This window comes from Alteromonas sp. PRIM-21, assembly GCF_027563165.1.
Taxonomy (GTDB): domain Bacteria; phylum Pseudomonadota; class Gammaproteobacteria; order Enterobacterales; family Alteromonadaceae; genus Alteromonas; species Alteromonas macleodii_A.
The window spans coordinates 15,177-37,453 of sequence record NZ_JADOEK010000001.1 but is presented as its reverse complement, the minus strand read 5'-3'; the positions used below and the strand labels follow the sequence as shown (position 1 = coordinate 37,453).

The window sequence follows — 22,277 nt, the reverse complement described above, 5'->3', positions numbered from 1 at the left end:
TAAGCCCTCGTATTTAACGGGGGCTTTTTTATTGTGTGCTTAGTATCACAAGATATTTAGCAAGACATTTTAGCCGCATAAGCGCAGCGTGATAAAACACTACACCTTGTTGATTAATCAAAGGGTTTCGTATTTTCTGGAACTACGTATAATAGAGCTTCCTACGCATTAGGTCCCCATAGTTTAATGGATAAAACAAGGCCCTCCTAAGGCTTAGATGTTGGTTCGATTCCAGCTGGGGACGCCAGTTTAGCTGGCTTAAACCCAAAACAAAGTAAACCTTCCTATACATTTCACTCCCCTAACATTATGTTTATTTCTTCTACTTTGGTTGTAATTTAATCGAATTGCGTAATACTCTTCTAAACAGGAGAGCACAATGACTTTCGATTCGTCCCCCCAAGAAGAAACTGGCGATGATGTTGAAACACCGAGTGATTCAACATTTACCGAAGAGGAATGGTTTGCCATAGAGGCACTATCTGAGCCCGGTGCCATCTTCTAACCGATGAAATTTCAAAATTAATCCCCATTTTTATAACCGTTGCCTATTTTAAGTGTCGTCTTTCTGCGCCTTTAGCCTTCCAATAAGTGCACTTCGCATAGACCTTCAGGCAAAAAATAACGTATAAATATTATGTAGTAGTTAATACGGGGAATAGTATGAGCCATTTTGAAAACGACGATATCGATTCGTTTTTTGCTGAAATGCAAGATGTAAAACCAATCGCTTCAGATGATAAGGCTTTATTACACGATCCTGAAAAGGCGCTTGCCGAAAAGCAAAAACGGGCTGCGTTGAAAGTCAGTGTTCGCGACAAGCTTGCTAACCCGTTAAGCATGGAAGGTGTAAAGCCGGTGCCGCCCGATGATTTTATACATTATCAACAACCGGGGATCCAAGACGGCGTATTTAAAAAGCTCCGCCTTGGCAAATATCCGTTGGAAACCAATGTCACATTATCAGGAAAAACCCTAGAGCAAAGCCGCGACCTAATTTATAGCACCATTAAATCAAGCCACGAACGTGGGGTTCGTGCCCTGCTCATAAAACATGGAACGGGTGAAAATAGTAAGCCATTTCCTGCGCTGAAAAAAAGCTACGTAAATCATTGGCTACGTGAACTTGATGAGGTGATTGCCTATCATACAGCACAGCCTATGCACGGCGGATTTGGTGCCACCTATGTGTTGCTGAAAAAGCACCCTCAGCAAAAACTAATAAACAGAGAAAAAAATAAGAAAGGATAAAGTGAGAGACACATTTTGCGGGCTACGGCAGAGCATTGGGTTCGTCTCGTTTGAAGCTTTTTAATAGCCCCAATGATTAACGCCCGTATCAAGTAACTTGATACGGGCGTTAGAATTTTTCTTTCAGACTACTTAACTGAAGACTGCACACTTAGCGTTGTTGGAGCTTCGGCAGATTTCGCAGATGTGCTAAAAACAGCAGTTACGAACATCAGCACTACAGCTACAGCCACTCCGGTTAAGCCAAACCCTTTTGAAGAACGATTCATTGGTCGTCTCTTATTATTAAAACCAGTAAGCAATTGCTAAACACTGGTACAACCCTAACTCAACTCCTGTAACCTAATTGCAATCCTTGCTTGCACTACAATAGATCAGTGACAAACTGATGACAAGGGCAAAAATCAGATTTTTGACACTTTGCCAAAGCTTTGACACCTATTTAAGGTATGCACATTTATTAAACAGTATTTTTATAGAAAATAAACAGGGGTTTCCCCCTGCTTATCTAAGTTACACTGTTAAATTAACCAACAAACTTACGGGCGTTTCTAAAGATACGCATCCACGCACCGTCTTCTTGCCATTCGTCTGGGTACCATGAGTTTGCAACGGCTCTAAATACACGCTCAGGGTGAGGCATCATAATAGTACTGCGCCCATCGACAGACGTTAAACCAGTAATACCTTGCGGTGAACCGTTCGGGTTAGCCGGGTATTGCATAGTTGGCTTGCCATAGTTGTCTACATAACGCATGGCTACCTGACCGCTAACTTGCGATAGCGCGTTTTCATTTGCAAATTCAGCCTGACCTTCGCCGTGCGACACAGCAATCGGCATACGCGAGCCTGCCATACCATCTAGCAGCACAGACTTAGACTCCATCACTTCAACCATAGCAACGCGTGCTTCAAAGCGCGCTGACTGGTTAGTAACAAAGTGCGGCCAGTGCTCAGTGCCAGGAATCAATGATTTTAGGTTCGATAGCATCTGACAACCGTTACATACACCTAAACTGAAAGTGTCGTTGCGGTTAAAGAAGCCTTCGAACTGATCCCGCGCCATGCTGTTAAATAGAATAGACTTCGCCCAACCTTCACCTGCACCTAATACGTCGCCGTAAGAGAAACCGCCACAAGCAGCAAGACCCGCAAACTGTTCAAGAGTAATACGACCCGCCAGCACGTCACTCATGTGTACGTCGATAGCGTCAAAACCCGCACGAGTAAAGGCTGCTGCCATTTCTAGATGTGAATTAACACCCTGCTCTCTTAAAATCGCCACTTTTGGCTTAACGCCTTTGGCAATGTAAGGTGCGGCAACGTCTTCGTTGACATCGTAAGATAGTGCTACATGTAAACCAGGGTCGGCAGCATCTTGCTTCGCAGCGTGTTCTTGTTCAGCACACTCTGGGTTATCACGAAGCTTTTGCATTTCAAACGTAGTTTGCGCCCAAGTAGTACGCATTGATACACGGCTATCCGCAAGTACAGCTACACCGTCGCGGTTAAACTCAATCATATCTGTGCTATTTAATGTACCGATATCGTGAGTCAACTCAGTTAAATCAAACTTAGCCAGTACAGCGTTAACCGCATCTAGGTCGCTTTCAAGCACTTGAATAACACCGCCCAATTCTTCATTGAACAATACAGCGATATCGTTGCCCTTAAGGCTATCAAGGTTAACGCTCACACCCGTTTTGCCCGCAAAGGCCATTTCTGCCACTGTAGTAAATAAGCCGCCGTCTGAACGGTCGTGGTAAGCATGTACCAAACCTTTTTCGATAAGCGTTTGCATAGCGTCAAAGAAGCCTTTAAGGCGGGTAGCAGAAACCACATCTGCGGGGCTATCGCCAAGCTGTGTATAGACCTGCGCTAAACAGCTAGCGCCTAAGCGATTTTTACCTTCGCCCAAATCTAGTAGCAACAAGCGGCTTGCACCTTTATCAGTGCGTAGCTGAGGCGTAACTGTTTTACGAATATCTTTTACTGCACCAAACGCTGAAATAACCAGTGACAACGGAGAGGTTACTGCTTTATCTTCACCGTTTTCATTCCAAGCAGTTTTCATCGACATAGAGTCTTTACCTACAGGAATGGTCAAACCTAGCTCTGGGCACAGCTCTTCACCCACAGCTTTCACCGCTTCATAAAGACCTGCATCTTCACCTGGGTGTCCAGCTGCTGCCATCCAGTTAGCAGACAGTTTAATACGCTTAATATCACCAATGTTTGCTGCAGCAATATTGGTTAGCGCTTCACCTACCGCAAGACGCGCAGACGCACCGTGTGATAAAAGAGCCACCGGGGTGCGTTCACCCATTGTCATCGCTTCACCGTGATAAGTGTCAAATGCCGCAGCGGTTACTGCTACATCCGCCACTGGCACTTGCCATGGCCCAACCATTTGGTCGCGACTTACAAGACCAGTTACCGAGCGGTCGCCTATAGTGATAAGGAACGTTTTCTCTGCAACGGTAGGCAAAGATAAAATGCGATTCGCAGCATCACTTAAAGTAATGCCTGCGTCGTCTAATGCAGGTGAGCTTACCTTGGTTGAACTTACGTCTCGGTGCATCTTAGGCGGCTTACCTAAAAGTACATCTAGCGGCATATCAATAGGTTTGTTCTCAAACTGGCTGTCGTTCAGGTTTAAGTGCTGCTCGGCAGTGGCTTCACCAACCACAGCAAACGGCGCGCGTTCGCGGGCGCAAATTGCTTCAAATACCGGCATATTTTCCGGTGCCACAGACATAACATAACGTTCTTGCGATTCGTTACACCAAAGCTCTAGCGGCGTCATACCAGGCTCATCTGACAATACTTTTCTTAGCTCAAAGTTACCGCCACGACCACCGTCGTTAACTAGCTCAGGCAGTGCGTTTGAAAGGCCACCAGCACCCACATCGTGGATAAACTGAATAGGGTTGTCATCGCCAAGCTGCCAACATGCATCTATTACTTCTTGGCAGCGACGCTCCATCTCAGGGTTGTCACGCTGCACTGAAGCAAAGTCTAAATCTTCGTTTGACTGTCCAGAAGCCATTGACGATGCAGCACCACCACCAAGACCAATGTTCATTGCAGGGCCGCCAAGAACAATAAGCTTAGCGCCTACTGTGATTTCGCCTTTTTCAATATGCTCGCGACGAATATTACCTAAACCACCAGCTAACATAATCGGTTTGTGATAGCCGCGCACTTCAACACCGTTGAAGCTATTGACTTCTTGCTCATAAGTACGGAAATAACCAAGTAGCGCTGGGCGACCAAATTCATTATTAAAGGCTGCGCCACCTAGTGGGCCTTCAAGCATAATATCGAGAGCGCTCACAATGCGCTGTGGCTTACCATACTCAGCTTCCCACGGCTGCTCAGCGCCAGGAATACGTAAGTTAGATACGGTAAAACCAACTAAACCTGCCTTAGGTTTTGAACCACGACCTGTAGCACCTTCATCGCGAATTTCACCGCCAGAGCCGGTTGCGGCACCAGGGAACGGTGAAATTGCAGTTGGGTGGTTGTGGGTTTCTACCTTCATTAAAATATCGATATTTTCATGATGGTATTCGTATTGATGGGACTGAGGGTTCGGGAAGAAGCGCCCTGCTTCCCAGCCTTCCATTACTGCTGCGTTATCTTTGTAAGCTGAGTACACATGATCAGGTAATAACTCGTAAGTGTTTTTGATCATTTTGAACAGCGACTTTTCTTGATCTTCGCCGTCAATGGTCCAGCTTGCGTTAAAAATCTTATGCCGACAATGTTCAGAGTTTGCTTGCGCAAACATATAAAGTTCAACGTCAGTCGGGTTTCTGCCTAGCTTGGTAAAGCTATCAAACAGGTAGTCAATCTCATCATCAGCTAATGCCAGGCCCAATGCCACGTTTGCATTAACCAGCGCTTCTTTGCCCTCCCCTAATACGTCTACACTGGTGAAAGTATTAGCTTCGGTTTGTGCAAACAGTACCGCTGCATCGTCAGTTTTAGTAAATACTGACTCAGTCATTCTATCGTGTAAGAAGCTAGCGATAAGTGCAAAGTCATCGTCACTTAATGTATCTTCTGTTTCGATATAGAACGCGCATCCACGCTCTATGCGATTGATACTTTTTAAACTACAGTTGTGAGCGATGTCGGTGGCTTTAGAAGACCAGGGAGAGATAGTGCCGGGGCGAGGAGTAATAAGGAAGAGGGTTCCAGAAGGTGTTTGTGCTTGCCTCGCGGGGCCGTAAGTGAGCAGCTTCTCGAGTATTTCTATTTGCTGCTTAGACAAGTCACCTTGGGAATCGACTAGGTGAACATATTCGCTATATAGGTTTTTAACCCTAACGCCGGATTGACCCAGCTTTGCAATCAGTTTAGTTTGGTTAAACTCTGATAGTGCAGGAGCGCCTCGAAGGACCAACATATTGATTTACCTGGTTTGTTAGAAACAACGACCACCAATGCGACGCGTTGTCTCTTGGATTGATGAGTATTTCGGCGCGGATTATAGAGCAATTATGCACAGTAAGTAACCTCATAACGCGCTAACATGAACTTTTTTTTAAACTTAGCGAGTTTGATGACAACAAGTAAAGGTCTATGCAGTCACAAGACTATAAAAAACGATTAAAACTACAACTAATAATCATTTTATCCATTGCTGTTATGAGTTGTGGCGTGCCCTCGGTCCCCACGGCCCTTTCCTCATTATTAGAACGGGAAACCATCCGCGTCGGAACCGTATACGGCGCAGGAACCTTTTATAACGGTGCTGAAGGGCCCCAGGGGTTTGAGTACGAGTTGCTGGCAGGGTTTGCCGATTACCTTGGGGTCACTCTCGATTTGTACCCTTTTTACAGCTATGAAGTCATGCTTGAGCAATTAGAGGAAGGTAACTTAGACATTGTTGCTACGGGCGATGCGGTGACACCTTCACTGAAAAACCGCTTCACGTATGGCCCGGCTTATCAACATGTTAAACAGCAGCTTGTATTCCAAGCAGGCACATCCAGACCTAGAGATCTTTTAGATCTCGATGCCCCTATAATTGCAGTTGCAGAAAGCAGCCAAGCTCACTTACTTTCTGATCTTTTACGCGATTTAGGCGACCAAGCAACTGATAGTGAAAAAGTAGCGATAAAGACTGAGCTCGTTACCACCGAAGATTCAGATTCTGAAGAACTGCTGCAACAAGTGGCCAATGGTGATATCGCTTATACAGTAGCCGACAGCAACCGTTTAGCTTTACAGCGCAGACGTTATCCAAACTTGGCTGTAGCGAAAACCCTTGACGAAAATATGCCAATGGCTTGGGCGCTGCCATTACATCAGGACGATTCAGTGAAAGCTGCGCTTATTGAGTATTTTGGAACCGTACATCAATCTGGTTGGTTTACGGTGCTGGAGGATAAGTATTTCGGTCATATCCGACAGTTCGATTACGTAGACAGCCGAGCTTTCAACTACGCAGCTGAAACTGCATTAGCCCAATATAAACCTCTATTTCAAAAATACGCAGGAGATCTAGACTGGCGACTGCTTGCGGCAATGAGCTATCAAGAAAGTCATTGGGATAGTAACGCTGTATCTAGAACTGGGGTTCGCGGTTTAATGATGCTGACGCTGGATACAGCAAGTGACTGGGATGTAGATGATAGAACCAACCCAGAGCAAAGTATTCGCGGCGGGTCTCGTTATTTTGCCAGTTTGCTAAGCCGCATACCCGCACGAATTAGCGAACCCGATAGAACCTGGATGGCTATGGCATCGTATAATATTGGAATGGGGCACTTGGAAGATGCGAGGGTTCTTACCGAGCAACAAGGGGGTAACCCTGATTTGTGGGTAGATGTGAAACGCCGCTTGCCACAGCTTAGGCAAAAAAAGTATTACCGTAACACCCGCTATGGCTACGCGAGAGGTGATGAGGCATTGCAATATGTAGAAAACATTCGCCGCTACTACGACAGCCTAGTCTGGTTAGATGAACAAGGAAAAATTTAATCTCGTTCGTTTTGCTTCTCTCTTGAAAACTGTCATTTCGGTGTCATCTTTACTCTGTATCCTATGAACGAGTTAGTGATTAACTAACTCGCTTTCTCAAAACTTTTATTTTTCTAAATGATTATTAATCTCTAATAGAACAGTGACTCTCGAAAAATGAGAGCTTAGTTCAAACGACAGAGCATTTTTCTTAACGGGGAAATGTGGTCACTACGAGGAAAATAGCCTCAATGTGAGAAAGGAGAATAAATGAAAAAAAATCGCTTTATGAAAAAAGGAATAAAATTGAAAAACAACAACAGACGCAGACTTATGCTTAAGCGTTGCCACCAGAAAGTACTTCAACGCCGCAAGCTATTTGTTACAAGTGATATGTTCACTCAGTTGACCCGCAAACCTAGCTAAAATACATATAAGCTGGTTGCTTTTATTGATAGAAATCAATTAATTGTAAGCGCTCTTTTTTAACCTACCAGCGCAGCAAACCAAACTGGCGAATAACACTAAACAACATATCTTCAAGCCAACCGAGCAAGTATTAGCTTGAAGCATCCCCCTCTAGATGTTTTTTCGCCTTTTTGGCTGCCTTAATCTCTTTCCTGCGCTTTCGAAAAAAATCTGACAACTTGTTAGCACACTCGTCAGCTAGCAAGCCAGATACGACTTCAATTTGATGATTAAGAGCTGGGTGTTGCAGTAGATTCATGACCGAACCCGCAGCGCCTGTTTTCGCATCTTTAGCACCAAACACCACCCGCTTTACTCGCGCATGAACAAGCATACCGGCACACATAGAGCAGGGTTCTAAAGTGACATATAGGGTAGCGTCAATGAGTCGATAATTTTGCACCTTAGAAGCGGCCTCTTTGACAGCGCGCAACTCAGCATGAGCAGACGGGTCGTTATCTGTTATTGGCGTATTGTAACCTTCACCGATAAGCTCACCGTTTAATACTACGCAGGCACCTACCGGTACTTCCCCTATGGACTCAGCTTTGTCCGCAAGGGTTAATGCATGCTTCATCCACATCAGGTCTTCTTGAGTAACCGTTTCATTGATGGGATTTTCCTTGTTCATCTCCTCTTTAAACGGGTTCTCTTGGCGAGGGCTTTCTTTTGAAGCGCTTACTTTTGCAAGCGCCTCTTCAGCGGCGAGCACTTCAGGCTCTAATGCTTGCGCTGTGACATGCTCGGTGCTTTGCTCTTTAGACCGAGCTTTTCCAGTGTCGATACCTGGTGCCGAAAAGTTGCTATTTTGGTCACTCATTAGTCAATCTTGCTACTTTATTTAGTGAAATTAGTTAACAATAATTCTGCATAAATCTAGGTAAACATTCTAACTAACTAGAAAGTAATGACTTTTGTCACTTGGCAACCTACTTGCAATATTTCATTATAACACTGCTGGTGTTAAGGACTTAACCGGTTACACTTTTTGAAGAAAACTTAGTTTAATAACCGTTATAGTACTCCAAGCGCAGCAGTAATTTTACTAATAAGTATTTAGTCTCTGTTTATTAGAGATAAAAACTAAATACTAGGTGAATTAGGCAACTGACCACATTTTCACCTAAACTCTTTTAAAGCCATTTGTGAGGGATACCACCGTGGACATGACAGCGATTGCAATAGTAGCCATTTGTGCTTGGGCGTTAGTTACCATTGTCGAAAGTGCAAAAGACAAAAGCAAAAAGAAACTTAGCAATAAAGAAGCTGAAGCTTACAAGCAGGAAATTGCAGATTTGAAAGAGCGTGTATCTGTACTCGAAAAGATTGTTACTGATGAACGCTACGACTTAAAAAAGCAGTTTGCCGATTTAGAGAAAGACCACGTCGCTTAAGTTTAGTGAAATAAATTCCTCTGCCAGCGCAACCTACGCCTATCGTGTACCTGCGCTGGCAGTTAAACATCAATTCCCTTCTAAGAGTTTGCGTTCAGCCCGCTCAACTCGTCGGGGTTTACCTGCAATTACCAGTACATCATGAGCCTGTAAAATAGCGTCTTGGTCTGGGTCTTTCACTTCATTGCCGTTACGTCTTAAGCCTTTAATGGCCACACGCATTCGTGTGAAGTCGATATCTTTTATTGCTTTTCCAATGCAAGAGGCGCGTTCAGACAATACTACTGCATGAATAAACTCTAGTTTATCTTCCGTCCCATAAGTGATTTCTGTGGTTTCTCCAGGATAAAAGCCGTGCATATGATCATAACGGCCTTTTCGCTCGGCCCGCACCCGCTTTAAAATACGTGACATAGGTACACCGGCGTAATGCAACACTTGCGAGACCAGCATCAAACTGCCTTCTTGTAATTCAGGCACTACTTGGTTTGCTCCTGCGCTGTACAAACTTTCTAGTTGGTAGTCTCGTTTGGTACGAACCATAACATCTGTAGTGTTTGTTATACTTCGGGTCTGGGTAATGACTTGCTTGGCTTTATCGACCTGGTCAAAGGTAACAAGCACAAGCTTTGCATTTTCTACATTAGCATTGATCAGAATATCTTTTTGACTGGCATCGCCGAAGATCACGGGTTCGCCCGCATTGCGGCTTTCATGTACTCTGACAGGGTCCATATCTATAGCGACAAAATGAATACCTTCCATTTTTAACATGCGCGCTACCGACTGGCCCACCCGACCAAACCCACAAATAATGACATGGTTAGTCAACTGCCCGACATTGCCAAAGCTAGCATTATCATCAAAGGAGATATCATTATTAACAATGCGTTTAGCGATAGTCACACTGTTGTTCATAAGCCATGGGGTTAACGCCATACTTATCACACCCATACATACAATCAGTGATGACTGCTCTGACGTTAGCACACCGTGTGTCGTAGCAAGCGCCGCAATAACGAAGCTAAACTCCCCTATTTGGCAAAGTTTTACGCCTGCGGACCAGCCATCAATGGCGTCAGTTTTGACCAACATGGAGGCAACTCTGACTAAGATAACTTTAACTATCATCAGCGCGAAAACACCGAATACGATTTCAAATAAGCTGTTCCAGAGTACCGTAAGTTCCAACTGCATACCCACGGTCACAAAGAACAAGCCCATCAAAATGTCGCGAAACGGGCGGATGTCGGCTTCAAGTTGATATTTGTATTGGCTTTCTCCTAACATCATCCCAGCTAAAAAAGCGCCTAACGCCATCGACAAACCAAAATAATAGGTAAGTCCGCCGGCTAACAGCGCGATCAAAATAGTGGTCAATACAAACAGCTCATCGGTTCTGGTTCTCGCAATTTCCCGAAACACCCAGGGAAGTAACCACTTACCAACTGACATTAAAAACGCAATAACGAATACGCCTTTAAGAAGTGCTTCCCCTAAAGCAAGCGCAATACTCACCTCGCCTGTTTGCGCAAGCAGCGGAATTGCTATAAGAAATGGGACCACGGCTAAGTCTTGAAAGAGCAAGATACTGACGGCGAGTTGTGTACGCCTGTTATTGAGAATGCCCATTTCGGTTGCTTGCTTAATAACAATAGCGGTAGAACTTAGCGCCAACGTACCGCCAATAATGATAGATGCACTAATTGGGATCCCCAAAAAAAGTGGTACGCAGGTAAATATCGCTGTAGTAAACAACATTTGCCCTAACCCTACGCCAAACACCAAAGAGCGCATAGCCAACAACTTAGGAAGGGAGAATTCTAGCCCGAGGGAAAAGAGTAGAAAAACAATACCCACTTCGGCCAACAAGTGCATTTCTTCGGGGTGCGCAAAGACAGATAGCAGCTGTGGACCTGCGAGTACACCGGCAAAAAGATAAGCAAGAATAGGTGGAAGATGAATCCGTTTAAATAGGGCGACTGCGCATACCGATATAAACATCAATATCACAATATTTAAAAAACTCGTCCCCACATAACCTCCTAGAGCAACATCAACTTCCAGTTGTAAAATAAGCGCGATAACCACTTCGGCTTTACACTTAAACTAAAGACTAATACGACAGATATCTTGTTGGCATTCAGTTTGCAAAATTCCCTATGTAAATGCAGATCCGGCAAGTTTTGCCGCTGTGATCGTCATAATTTTCGCGAAAATGCGGTCATGACCACAGAAACGTCAGGGCTTTGACACTGGTTTCATTTCTGCGGCATATCAACGCTTTTTGTATAGGGGCACTACTGTGGATTTTTCAACGTCAGTCTACGATAGCACACAACACAACAATTTTTATCCTGCTGAGAGCACAGGTAAGTCACTTTCATTCAGTGAATTATCGGGCTTTGTAACACAGCTTCTGACTACGCTTGAACTTCAAGAGTTAGGAGGCGTGTATTTTCAGCAGCTTAATATACTGTTGCCTGTTGTTGGATTCAGTTTATCCGACTTCGACTCCCGCTGGGTCTACGGTAACGCTAAGATATCGTCAACACTGATTGATTTACCACTACAAGGCGCACGCTCTGTTAATGGCGAGCAAGCCCATGTCTATTATTACATTAGTTCACCCTTGTCATTATCGCAAAGGGAGAGTCTATTCCAACTGCATGATTTATTTGGAAAACAAGTTAAGCATGCGTTGTCTTTATTGCGTGTTCAACAAATGGCAACCAAAGATGTACTGACTAGCTTAGGCAACCGCGCGGGCTTTCAGCAGTCTATGACAAGACAACTGGGCTGGGCACAACGACATGATGAGCCATTTGCACTTTTAGTTATCGACCTAGACAACTTCAAATATGTGAACGATAACTTTGGACACGGTGAGGGCGACAAAGTACTGGTTCATGTGGCAACACATCTTGAAAATGTTCTGCGCGATGAAGACGAAGCATTTCGCTATGGCGGCGATGAATTCTGCTGTTTGTTAGACTGCCAAACGCAGCAGCAATTAGCATGTGCTGCTCAGCGAATCCAAATGAGTATTAATAGTTCTGCCTACTTATCACGATTAGGTGTATCGGCAAGTCTCGGTGGCGCAATCTATCGAGATGGCGACAGTGTTGATAGTTTATTCGATCGCGCTGATAACGCGCTGTATCGGGTGAAAAACTCTGGTAAAAACAGCTATGACGCTGCCTAGCTGGCAACTTTTACTTGTTTAAATAAAAGCGGCAATTCAATGCCGCTTTATCAGTATAATCTGCAGAAAAAACTTAAAAGATTAAAAGCCTTGCTGCTCTTCGCGAATACAATGAATTTGGCTCAGTAAACCTTATAAGTAATGTGGATATGGCTAATTAGCGCTTAGACAGGTTTAAAAGCTATATTAATACGCTCAACTTTAGGTTGTAGATAAACAACCTTGTCATCAACAATAATTGCCACAGGGGTTTCATTTAGAAAGATAGTGGGTACACCATCCCTTTTCCATCGGGGCACTCGCCATACTTTGAACCACTCTTTCAATAGCTTTGATACGCTGGCGCCTTCAGGTTTCACCCGCAGATTACGCGCATTAGTTTGCAAAGAGACGGTATCGTTAGTTTTGTCTTTTGTTACTGTTACCCTCACCTGCCCATGTAACCAAGGAAGAGGAATGTACTGGTCTAACACTAACTCAAGACACTCTGGTATCTCGCACGTATCATTAACTACCCAGTAAAGGTCATGGTCAAAACGTATAACCCGGCCCCACTTAAAATTTACTTCAGGGGTAGCATCATGTTTCGCCCCCAGCATAGCAAGTACTTGGTCTGTCTGCGCTTTTGAAGGTGCAAGCTGTCCCTGCGCTTTAAACCAAGCGCGAATTACCATAGCCTGCCAGGGGGTAGATAATGCAGCAAGCTTTTGTCCATCTAACCTGGCATCCGCACGTCTACAGTCTTTGAAGTATTGCTGTGCAGATTCGCTGACTAGCTCACTTTGCTCTGCACAAAGCTCAGCGCTTCGCCCCACTGTTTTAGTTAACTGGGGCCACCGCTCAAGTAAATGAGGTATTATCTCGTTTCTCAAGAAATTTCTGTCAAAGCTATTTTGCTGATTAGATTCATCCTCAACCCACTGCAACATTTCCTCTTCGGCATAAGCGATGATGTCACTTTTCTCTAGGGCTAGCATAGGTCGCATTATTAGCGTATCCCCCCGGTACTGCACTTCGCCCATACCCGCTAGTCCCTGTGGGCCTGCACCGCGTTTAAGCTGAAGTAATACGGTTTCAAGCTGATCTTCTGCATGCTGCCCCAAAAGCAGTACACCGCCAATTAGTTCGCACACTTCTAATAGTGCGTTGTATCGAACTTTACGCGCCTCTGCCTCTAAACTCTTTCTAGAGCTGGTATCAACAGCAACGCGATATTGATGAAATTCAACATCTTCAAGACGGCACTGGAGTTCACAGTGACGGGCCCAGTCGTCGGCATTCTCGCTTAAGCCATGATGTACATGTACAGCATGAATTGGGGTTTCATAACGCTCCCTATACGCGACGACGGCTTGAAGCAGTACCGTGGAGTCCACACCTCCGCTGTAAGCAACTACTAGAGGCGTTTGAAGTGGTCGCTTTACATCAGTCAGTGACGTGGCTATGCGGTTAACGATATGTTCAATAGTGGGGGATTGTAGAGGGGTCACAGACCAGTAATACCTTATTGTTTCAACTTTATGTTTTATTAGGGTTCAGCTTTGTATCTGCTAATTACTTACTTTCTAATAACGCAAAAGGGTTGTTACCAATGGTAAACAACCCCCTTGAACTAATCTAAATCGACATGAACTCAGCAAAGGCTTAATAGACTTTTACAACAAGCATTTTTGCTAATCTTACACCGCTTCGTCTAATCATACACTGCTTCGTATCGTGACGTGACTTTTCGCAGTTTTAGAACTCGTAGCCTTAACTAGAATTAGCAATACCCGAACGACATCAAACGCTCGTAACGCTCTTCCATTAGCTTTGTTTTATCAAGCTCTTTAAGCTGATTAAGTTGCTGCTTAATGACCGCTTTAAGATTGGCAGCCATACCATTGTGGTCGCGGTGAGCGCCACCTAATGGCTCTTCAACAATGCTGTTAATTAGACCCAGTTCTTTAATTTGTGGCGCACTTACACCCATAGCTTCAGCGGCTAATGGTGCTTTTTCTGCACTCTTCCACAAAATAGAGGCACAGCCCTCCGGTGAAATAACCGAGTACGTAGAATATTGCAGCATGTTCACGCGATCGCCAACACCAATTGCGAGTGCTCCACCTGAGCCACCTTCACCAATTACCGTACATACGATAGGAACAGTCAGCTCAGCCATTTCGAATAAGTTTTTCGCAATGGCTTCACTTTGACCACGCTCTTCAGCGCCCACACCTGGGTATGCCCCTGGCGTGTCGATGAAGGTAATAATAGGCATGTTGAAGCGCTCAGCCATCTTCATAAGACGCAAGGCTTTACGGTAGCCTTCAGGTTTAGGCATGCCGAAGTTACGCTTAATTTTTTCGTTAGTATCACGGCCTTTTTGATGACCTATAATCATCACAGGCTGATCATCTAGCATTGCTGGGCCGCCAACAATTGCCTTATCGTCTGCAAACGCACGGTCGCCAGCAAGTTCGTCGAATTCTGTAAAAATACGAGGAATGTAATCTAGCGTGTATGGACGCATTGGGTGACGTGCCAATTGAGAAACTTGCCATGCGCCAAGATCAGAAAAGATCTTCTTAGTTAGCTCCGCGCTTTTGCCGCGAAGCTTATTGATTTCTTCTTCAATACCAACGTCAAACTCGCCACCTTGATTCACCAACCTAAGCTCTTCAATTTTTGCTTCTAGTTCGGCTATCGGCTGTTCAAAGTCCAAAAACTGTATACTCATTTCATGTCCTATTCGTACTACGCTCGTCTATGCAAACGCGAGATGTCCAATCTATCGAACTCTTAACCCTAATGGTAGAGAATTGAAACGGCTTTGTCTCCCAAACATTGCTTGAGATCGTGTAAAAGTTGGTCTTCAGGGGTAACGTACCATCTTGCCCCACACGCCAAGGTTGCTTCAGCGTCTGGATGGGTTACCACTAACTGAACAGGACAACTCCCACCGTTAAATGCCTGCAGGATAGATTGCATCTGACTCATTTTCTTCGGTTCAAGCAACTGGGTATCAATATTAAGTGCCAGCGCTCTCGCGTTTTTCTCTCGTGCCTGAACAATGTCCATTACATCACGGGCGGTGATTGTATTGCCCCCAGAGAAATCATCAAAGCTGACCTGTCCCTTTATAAGCAATATTCTGTCAGTTTCTAACACACTTTCGAACTGTTCGTACATATCAGGGAAGAAACGTACGTCTATTCTGGCACTCTTATCATCCAGTGTCACTATAGCCCAGCGGCGCCCACGCTTATTCGTCATAACACGCACGCCAAGCACCAACCCTACAGCACTGGCCATTTGATCTTTGTTCGTTGGTTTTAAGTCAACTAAACGCCCGTCGGTGTAGTAACGCAGCTCTTCAGCGTACTGATTGATAGGGTGACCTGTTAAATACAAGCCTAGGGTATCTTTTTCACCTTCTAGCCACACTTTCTCAGGCCATTCAGGCACGTCAGCAAATGCTTGCTTCACATCTTCAGGCTCGGTAGTTAGCAGCCCAAACATGTCTGACTGACCAAATGACTCAGCTTTTGCGTGCTGTCCGGCGGCAGCAAGGGCCTCTGGTAAGCTCGCCATAAGACTAGCGCGATGAGGGCCTAAGTTATCCATTGCACCCGCTAACACTAGCTTTTCTAGCACTCGCTTGTTTACCCGTTTAATGTCTATCTTGGCGCAGAAATCAAATAGATCCTTAAATGCCCCTTGGGTCTCCCGCGCTTCAATAATCGCTTCAATTGGGCCTTCACCTACCCCTTTAATCGCACCGATACCATAAACAATGCGGCCTTCGCTATCGACGGTAAATTTGTACTTACCTGCATTTAAATCTGGCGGCAGTATTTCGATGCCCATGCGCTCACATTCATCGACAAGCGTCACGATTTTATCGGTGTTGTCCATATCCGCCGACATTACCGCAGCCATGAATTCCGCTGGGTAATGCACTTTCAGCCATAAAGTCTGATAAGACACCAAGGCATAAGCGGCAGAGTGAGATTTGTTGAACCCGTAACCTGCAAATTTTTCCACCAAATCGAAGATTTTCATCGCCAGGTCTGGGTCGATATTATTGCCCTTCGCACCTTCAGCAAAGGTACCGCGCTGCTTCGCCATTTCTTCAGGCTTTTTCTTACCCATTGCACGACGTAGTAAGTCAGCGCCGCCTAGCGAGTAACCTGCCATTTCCTGAGCAATCTGCATTACCTGTTCCTGATACAAGATAATGCCGTAGGTAGGCTCTAGTATTTCTTTCAAACACTCGTGCTGATACTCAGCATCGGGATAGGAAATTTCCTCACGCCCGTGCTTACGGTCGATAAAGTTATCTACCATGCCTGACTGCAATGGACCCGGACGGAACAGGGCCACCAGTGCGATAATATCTTCGAAGCAGTCAGGTTTAAGGCGCTTAATTAGCTCTTTCATACCGCGAGATTCCAGCTGGAATACCGCAGTTGTCTCTGCGTTTTGTAACGTTCTAAAGCTCTTTGGATCTTCAAGCGGAATAGCGCTGATATCGACGTCAACATTCTTCCCTTCCTTGATCATATCTATCGCCCACTGAATGATCGTCAGCGTACGAAGACCTAGGAAGTCAAATTTTACAAGCCCAGCGGTTTCAACGTCGTTTTTGTCAAACTGTGTTACCGGGTTATTACCTTCGTCATCACAATACAGCGGCGAGAAATCAGTAATAGTGGTTGGCGCAATAACAACACCACCGGCGTGTTTACCCGCGTTTCGGGTGACCCCTTCAAGAATACGCGCCATATCGATAAGGTCTTTCACTTCCTCATCGCTTTCATAAACTTCTGGCAGCTGAGGTTCGGCTTTAAACGCCTTTTCTAACGTCATGCCAGGGTCAGGTGGTATTAGCTTTGAAATTCTGTCTACAAAACCGTAGGGGTGACCAAGTACTCGACCCACGTCACGCACTACCGCTTTTGCTGCCATAGTTCCGAAGGTAATGATCTGAGATACCGCTTGTCGTCCGTAGAGCTCTGCAACGTGATCAATTACCTCATCTCGTCTATCCATACAGAAGTCGACGTCAAAGTCGGGCATTGATACACGTTCTGGGTTCAGGAAACGTTCGAATAGCAAGTCGAATTCAAGCGGGTCTAGGTCGGTAATTTTTAAGGCATAGGCCACCAGTGAGCCCGCACCTGAACCACGCCCTGGCCCTACCGGAATTCCGTTATCCTTACTCCACTGGATAAACTCCATAACGATAAGGAAATAGCCCGGGAACCCCATTTGGTTGATAACTTCAAGCTCAATGCGAAGTCGATCATCGTACTCTGGGCGTTTGGCTTTGCGCACTTCCTCATCGGGGAATAGAAATTCTAGACGTTCTTCCAAGCCTTCCTCAGACACCTTAACCAAGAAGTCTTCGGTGGTCATACCGCCGGTTGGAAACTGTGGCAAGAAATATTCATTTAGCCGGACAGTAACGTTACAGCGCTTGGCAATTTCAACCGTATTTTCTATGGCTTCTGGAATATCGCTAAATAGCTCAACCATTTCCTCTGCTGTGCGCAGATATTGCTGGTCGCTGTAGCGCTTAGGGCGACGGTTATCATCTAACGTATAGCCATCGTGAATACACACACGAATTTCGTGCGCATCGAAACCCTCTTGGTCAATAAAGCATACTTCATTAGTGGCAACCACGGGTAAACCGCGCTGCTCAGCAAGCTCTACCGCATGGTGTAAATAATCTTCTTCGCCTTGCCTACCGGTTCTAATAAGCTCTAAATAAAAACGGTCGGGAAAATGGGTTTGATAAAACTCAAGCGCATCTTCAAGAAGCTTGGCGTTATTTTTCATTAAACCTACGCCGATATCGCCGTGCTGTGCGCCCGATAAAACAATAACGCCTTCGCTATGCTCTGCTAACCATGCTTGATCGATAACCGCACGGTGTGCCAAATGTCCACGAAGGTAGGCCTTGGAGATAAGAATAGTAATATTCTTATACCCTTCGTTGTTCATCGCAATGAGGGTAAGTCTGAAAGGTTCATCGCCAAAAGCTTCATTAGTCACCCAAAAATCGGTGCCAATTATGGGCTTGATACCTAAATTATGTGCCTCGGAATAGAATTTTACCAAGCCACACATATTCATTTGGTCGGTGATCGCCACGGCAGGCATGCCAAGCGCGGCCACTTTACCTAAAATAGGCTTAACCTTATTCAGGCCGTCCATCATCGAAAAGTCGCTGTGAACACGTAAATGAATAAATGGCGATGACATGATGTTATTTCTCTTCGAGTAGCGCTTTTACGGGTTTAAAACTTTTGCGATAGCAATCTAAGATGCCATATTCGGCGATAGCTTCAAAATGTGCTTTTGTAGGGTAACCTTTGTGCCCCGCAAAGTTATATTGTGGGTAGGCCTCATGCAACGAAATCATATCGTTATCTCGCTCTACTTTGGCAATGATTGATGCTGCTGAAATTTCAGCGTGTAGGCTGTCACCTTTCACTACCGCTTCAGAGTCAAAATTCCAAGCTGGGACGCGGTTGCCGTCTACACGCACAAAGTCAGGTTTTACAGGTAAACCTTCCACTGCGCGGATCATAGCGAGCATGGTAGCGTGCAGTATATTAAGCTTGTCTATTTCTTCAGGGCTTGCTCTACCGATATTCCAGTAAAGCGCCTTCTCACGAATCTCTTGAGCAAGGGCTACTCGTTTCTTTTCACTCAATTTTTTAGAGTCGGTTAGCCCTTCAATGGTTTTTTTTGGGTCTAGTATAACCGCAGCAGTAACCACATCTCCAACTAAAGGACCACGACCTACTTCATCAACACCGGCAATTAACTTATGCAAACAATTCCTCCACGACAGCTTTTGCTGCTGTTTTATCAGCATTGCATTTTAGCGTATGGTGGAGGCTGGTGAAACGGGAAATAAGCGCTGAATTATCACTTTCGAAGAAGTTAAGTAACTGATTGCTCATATTCTCTGCGTTTACCTCTTCTTGAAGTAACTCAGGAATAATTGCCTCGTTAGCCAAGAGGTTTGGCAACGTAAAGTAAGGCGCTTTGTACAGGCGCTGCATGATTTTGTAGGTGAGCGGCGCAAGTAAATAAGCGGCTACCATTGGGCGCTTACACAACATAGCTTCTAACGTCGCTGTCCCGGATGCAAGTAAGATAACATCGCTCGCTATCATGGCATCACGAGAAGTGCCTTGGGTTACCTGAATGGGTAAGCGTGCTTCAGCATTATCAGCTTCAAGCAAGAGTGCTTTAATTTGCGAAAGACGATGCTCGTTTGCCGCAGGGATAAGAAATTGAATGTCACTGCGTTTAGCATGAATAGCTTCGATGGTTTTTAGAAACACGGGAAGTAACGTATCCACTTCCCCCCTTCGTGAACCGGGTAGTACAGCCAATACATTAGCTTGACTATCTACGCCTAATGCCTGTCTTGCCGCATTTTGGTCGGGCTCAATGGCTATAGCGTCAGCCATAGTATGCCCCACAAAGGTATAGGGTACGTTATATTTGTCGTATACCTGTTGTTCGAAAGGGAACAACCCCAGTACGCGATTAGCCGCTTTTGCTATCTTGTGAATGCGCTTCTCACGCCATGCCCACACGGTAGGGCTTACATAGTGCATGGTTTTGATGCCGCGGGCTTTCAGGGCTTTTTCTACTCTCAAGTTAAAATCAGGCGCGTCAATACCTACGAAAATATCTGGCGGATTTTGCTCAAAGTGAGCAAGAAGCTGCTTTTTAACTTTTAAGATGGCTGGAAGGTGAGATAGGACTTCAACAAGTCCCATAACCGACAAGGTTTCCATATCGAATAGACTATGGAAACCCGCCTCTATCATATTTGAACCGCCAATACCTTCAATAATAGCATCTGGGTATTGGCGTTTTAACTCGGCAACCATTCCTGCGGCAAGGATGTCACCAGAGGGCTCTCCGGCAACCATGCCGATACGAATTGGTTTAGACATAATTAGCGAATAATGCCTCGCTTCGAGTCTTGTAAGAATTGAACCATTAGCGCCACACCATCAAACTTTTGTGCTGGTTCAGCAAGCTTGTCCACGGCTTCGTCAATAGTATTTCCTTCACGATAAATCGCTTTATATGCACGCTTTATCTCAAGCACTTCTTCTTTTGAGAAACCGCGGCGTTTTAAGCCTTCAGAGTTGATCCCCTGAGGAATATTCTTCTGACCACTAACCATAACAAAAGGCGGGACGTCGCGCAGAATAATACCGCCTGCCCCTAAAAATGCATGAGCGCCGATTTTACAGAACTGATGGATGCCTGTAGCGCCGCCAATAATAACGAAATCATCAATATGAACATGGCCGGCCACAGCTACATTGTTGGCAATTATGATGTCATCGCCAAGAACGCAGTCGTGGGCAACGTGTGCATTAGCCATAAATAGACCACGAGAGCCGATAATCGTTATGCCGTTGTCTTGGACTGTGCCACGGTGAACGGTTACTCCTTCTCTAAACTCATTATCGTCACCAATAACGAGTTCGGTAGGCTCACCCGCATATTTTTTATCTTGGCAGTCTTCACCAATTGAAGAAAACTGATAAAACTTGTTGTTTTTACCGATACGCGTCGGGCCGCGTACCACCACATGTGATTTCAGAATACAGCCGTCGCCTATGGTGACGTTGTCGTCTACCACACAAAATGGACCTATGGTGACATTTTCACCAATCGTTGCACTTTCTGAAATTACCGCAGTAGGATGGATCACGTTACGCTATCTCTCTCATCGCACACATAAACTCTGCACTACAAGCAATATCGCCATCGACACTTGCAGTACCTTTAAATTTCCAAATCCCTCTGCGCTCTTTTACCAGAGCAACATCAAACTCAAGCTTATCACCCGGAACAACGGGACGTTTAAAGCGAGCGTTATCAATCCCTGCATACAAGTATAACTTATCATTGTTGCCCATGGTCTTAAAACCTAGAACACCGGCTGCTTGCGCCATGGCCTCTAGAATTAAAACGCCCGGAAAAATTGGCTGTCCAGGGAAATGCCCCATGAAACATGGCTCGTTAATCGTAATATTTTTGTAAGCCTTTACAGACTCACCCAGAACATAATCAGTAACACGATCAACAAGTAGGAAAGGATATCTGTGTGGTAGCAGTTCCAATATTTCCTGGATTTCGATGGTATTAAGTGAATTGGCCAAAAACTTTCTCCTGTATACAAGCATGACCTTTAGCTATTTTATACCAATACAGATGATACATTGGTATTTGGGTCAAACTCGCCGTAAAAACTAAAAACGGCGGCAACCATACGCTGTAAAGCGCGAAAAACAAATCAGACCAACACCTTTAAAGGAGTTGGCCTGACAAATTTTATAACTAACCAGCGATTGCTGAACTTTGACTTACAGCCAAGAGCAACCAGTGTTAAGTTAATTAGTTAGTCTTGCTTACTTGCTGAAGTACCTGCTCAGATAAGTCGTGCTCTTCTTTAGCAAAAGCAACTGCGCCTGCATTAAGTACTAGGTCGTAACCTTGCTTAGATGCAACAGAGTCGATAGCTTGCTTAATAAGACCAAGAAGCTTGTTACGCTCTTCGTTGCTACGACGTTGAATGTTTTGTTGTAGAGGCTGACCTTTTTTAGATAGCTCTTCACGTACTGACAAGATTTTTTGTTCTAGTTCTTTCTTCTCGGCATCGCTCATTGTTGCTGCATCACGCTGAAGACGCTCTGCGTAGAACTGACCGTCACGCTGTAGCTGATTCACTTCTTCAAGCTGGTCTTTAAACTCAGCTTGAATAGCATTTTGAATCTCAGCCGCTTGAGGCATCGCTTGAAAAATACCTTGCACATCAACAACAGCCACTTTCTGTTCTGCCATTACAGATGTACTTACTAAAGCGCTACCCAACATTGCTCCTGCAACGATATGTTTAACCAACTGTTTCAAAGGGAACTCCTTTTGTGAATCTTATTATAGAGCGCGCTTAA

General features: G+C 45.0%; 17 protein-coding genes and 1 tRNA gene. 6 read left to right on the top strand and 12 right to left on the bottom strand.

Annotation, left to right across the window (positions count from 1 at the left end):
* Positions 1-172 precede the first annotated feature (172 nt).
* The 3 genes from IW644_RS00150 (at position 173) to smrA (ending at position 1,251) form a co-directional block, all read left to right on the top strand.
* Positions 173-247: transfer RNA gene (locus IW644_RS00150), tRNA-Arg, on the top strand.
* A gap of 132 nt (positions 248-379) precedes the next feature.
* Positions 380-505, top strand: a complete 126-nt coding sequence (locus IW644_RS00145) for a hypothetical protein (RefSeq protein WP_269915925.1) — start codon at positions 380-382, stop codon at positions 503-505.
* 158 nt (positions 506-663) lie between these two features.
* Positions 664-1,251 (top strand): DNA endonuclease SmrA, encoded by a 588-nt coding sequence (smrA, locus tag IW644_RS00140; protein ID WP_179982613.1) that lies wholly within the window; start codon positions 664-666, stop codon positions 1,249-1,251.
* Positions 1,252-1,379: 128 nt separating this feature from the next.
* Here the strand turns inward: smrA and IW644_RS00135 are convergent, their stop codons facing one another.
* Together IW644_RS00135 and purL are read right to left on the bottom strand one after the other, a co-directional pair.
* Positions 1,380-1,520 carry a hypothetical protein gene (locus IW644_RS00135; RefSeq protein WP_162889815.1) on the bottom strand — a complete coding sequence of 47 codons (141 nt, stop codon included), beginning with the start codon at positions 1,518-1,520 and terminating at the stop codon, positions 1,380-1,382.
* Positions 1,521-1,777: 257 nt separating this feature from the next.
* Positions 1,778-5,665: a phosphoribosylformylglycinamidine synthase gene (purL, locus tag IW644_RS00130; protein ID WP_269915924.1), complete on the bottom strand. Its 3,888-nt coding sequence runs from the start codon at positions 5,663-5,665 to the stop codon at positions 1,778-1,780.
* A 176-nt stretch (positions 5,666-5,841) separates the two neighbouring features.
* On the opposite strand from purL, the gene mltF reads away from it, so the two are divergent.
* Positions 5,842-7,245 carry a membrane-bound lytic murein transglycosylase MltF gene (mltF, locus tag IW644_RS00125; protein ID WP_269915923.1) on the top strand — a complete coding sequence of 468 codons (1,404 nt, stop codon included), beginning with the start codon at positions 5,842-5,844 and terminating at the stop codon, positions 7,243-7,245.
* Between the two features lie 538 nt (positions 7,246-7,783).
* On the opposite strand, the gene tadA is transcribed toward mltF, so the two are convergent.
* The gene (gene tadA / locus IW644_RS00120) at positions 7,784-8,512 is read right to left on the bottom strand and encodes a tRNA adenosine(34) deaminase TadA (RefSeq protein WP_442864408.1); all 729 of its coding nucleotides are present in this window, start codon (positions 8,510-8,512) and stop codon (positions 7,784-7,786) included.
* A gap of 346 nt (positions 8,513-8,858) precedes the next feature.
* On the opposite strand from tadA, the gene IW644_RS00115 reads away from it, so the two are divergent.
* The gene (locus tag IW644_RS00115; protein WP_269916560.1) at positions 8,859-9,086 is read left to right on the top strand and encodes a hypothetical protein; all 228 of its coding nucleotides are present in this window, start codon (positions 8,859-8,861) and stop codon (positions 9,084-9,086) included.
* 69 nt (positions 9,087-9,155) lie between these two features.
* Here IW644_RS00115 and IW644_RS00110 read toward each other — a convergent pair whose 3' ends face one another.
* Positions 9,156-11,123: a cation:proton antiporter domain-containing protein gene (locus IW644_RS00110; protein ID WP_269915922.1), complete on the bottom strand. Its 1,968-nt coding sequence runs from the start codon at positions 11,121-11,123 to the stop codon at positions 9,156-9,158.
* Between the two features lie 268 nt (positions 11,124-11,391).
* Here IW644_RS00110 and IW644_RS00105 point away from each other — a divergent pair, with 268 nt between their 5' ends.
* Entirely contained in the window at positions 11,392-12,291 is a 900-nt protein-coding gene (locus tag IW644_RS00105) for a GGDEF domain-containing protein (protein ID WP_269915921.1), read from the top strand.
* A 164-nt stretch (positions 12,292-12,455) separates the two neighbouring features.
* Here IW644_RS00105 and tilS read toward each other — a convergent pair whose 3' ends face one another.
* The 8 genes from tilS to IW644_RS00065 form a co-directional block, all read right to left on the bottom strand.
* Complete coding sequence (gene tilS, locus IW644_RS00100; RefSeq protein ID WP_269915920.1) at positions 12,456-13,781, bottom strand: tRNA lysidine(34) synthetase TilS; 1,326 nt, start codon at positions 13,779-13,781, stop codon at positions 12,456-12,458.
* Positions 13,782-14,053: 272 nt separating this feature from the next.
* Complete coding sequence (gene accA / locus IW644_RS00095; RefSeq protein ID WP_012517579.1) at positions 14,054-15,010, bottom strand: acetyl-CoA carboxylase carboxyl transferase subunit alpha; 957 nt, start codon at positions 15,008-15,010, stop codon at positions 14,054-14,056.
* Positions 15,011-15,078: 68 nt separating this feature from the next.
* Positions 15,079-18,543, bottom strand: a complete 3,465-nt coding sequence (dnaE, locus tag IW644_RS00090; RefSeq protein ID WP_269915919.1) for a DNA polymerase III subunit alpha — start codon at positions 18,541-18,543, stop codon at positions 15,079-15,081.
* Between the two features lie 4 nt (positions 18,544-18,547).
* Positions 18,548-19,120: a ribonuclease HII gene (gene rnhB / locus IW644_RS00085; protein ID WP_269915918.1), complete on the bottom strand. Its 573-nt coding sequence runs from the start codon at positions 19,118-19,120 to the stop codon at positions 18,548-18,550.
* Positions 19,113-20,261 carry a lipid-A-disaccharide synthase gene (gene lpxB / locus IW644_RS00080; protein ID WP_269915917.1) on the bottom strand — a complete coding sequence of 383 codons (1,149 nt, stop codon included), beginning with the start codon at positions 20,259-20,261 and terminating at the stop codon, positions 19,113-19,115. Before lpxB ends, rnhB begins: the two co-directional genes overlap by 8 nt.
* Positions 20,262-20,263: 2 nt before the next feature.
* Positions 20,264-21,034: an acyl-ACP--UDP-N-acetylglucosamine O-acyltransferase gene (gene lpxA / locus IW644_RS00075; protein ID WP_269915916.1), complete on the bottom strand. Its 771-nt coding sequence runs from the start codon at positions 21,032-21,034 to the stop codon at positions 20,264-20,266.
* Between the two features lies 1 nt (position 21,035).
* Positions 21,036-21,485, bottom strand: coding sequence for a 3-hydroxyacyl-ACP dehydratase FabZ (fabZ, locus tag IW644_RS00070; RefSeq protein WP_118490056.1), 450 nt, complete (start codon positions 21,483-21,485; stop codon positions 21,036-21,038).
* A gap of 235 nt (positions 21,486-21,720) precedes the next feature.
* Positions 21,721-22,236 (bottom strand): OmpH family outer membrane protein, encoded by a 516-nt coding sequence (locus IW644_RS00065; RefSeq protein ID WP_179982604.1) that lies wholly within the window; start codon positions 22,234-22,236, stop codon positions 21,721-21,723.
* Positions 22,237-22,277 lie beyond the last annotated feature (41 nt).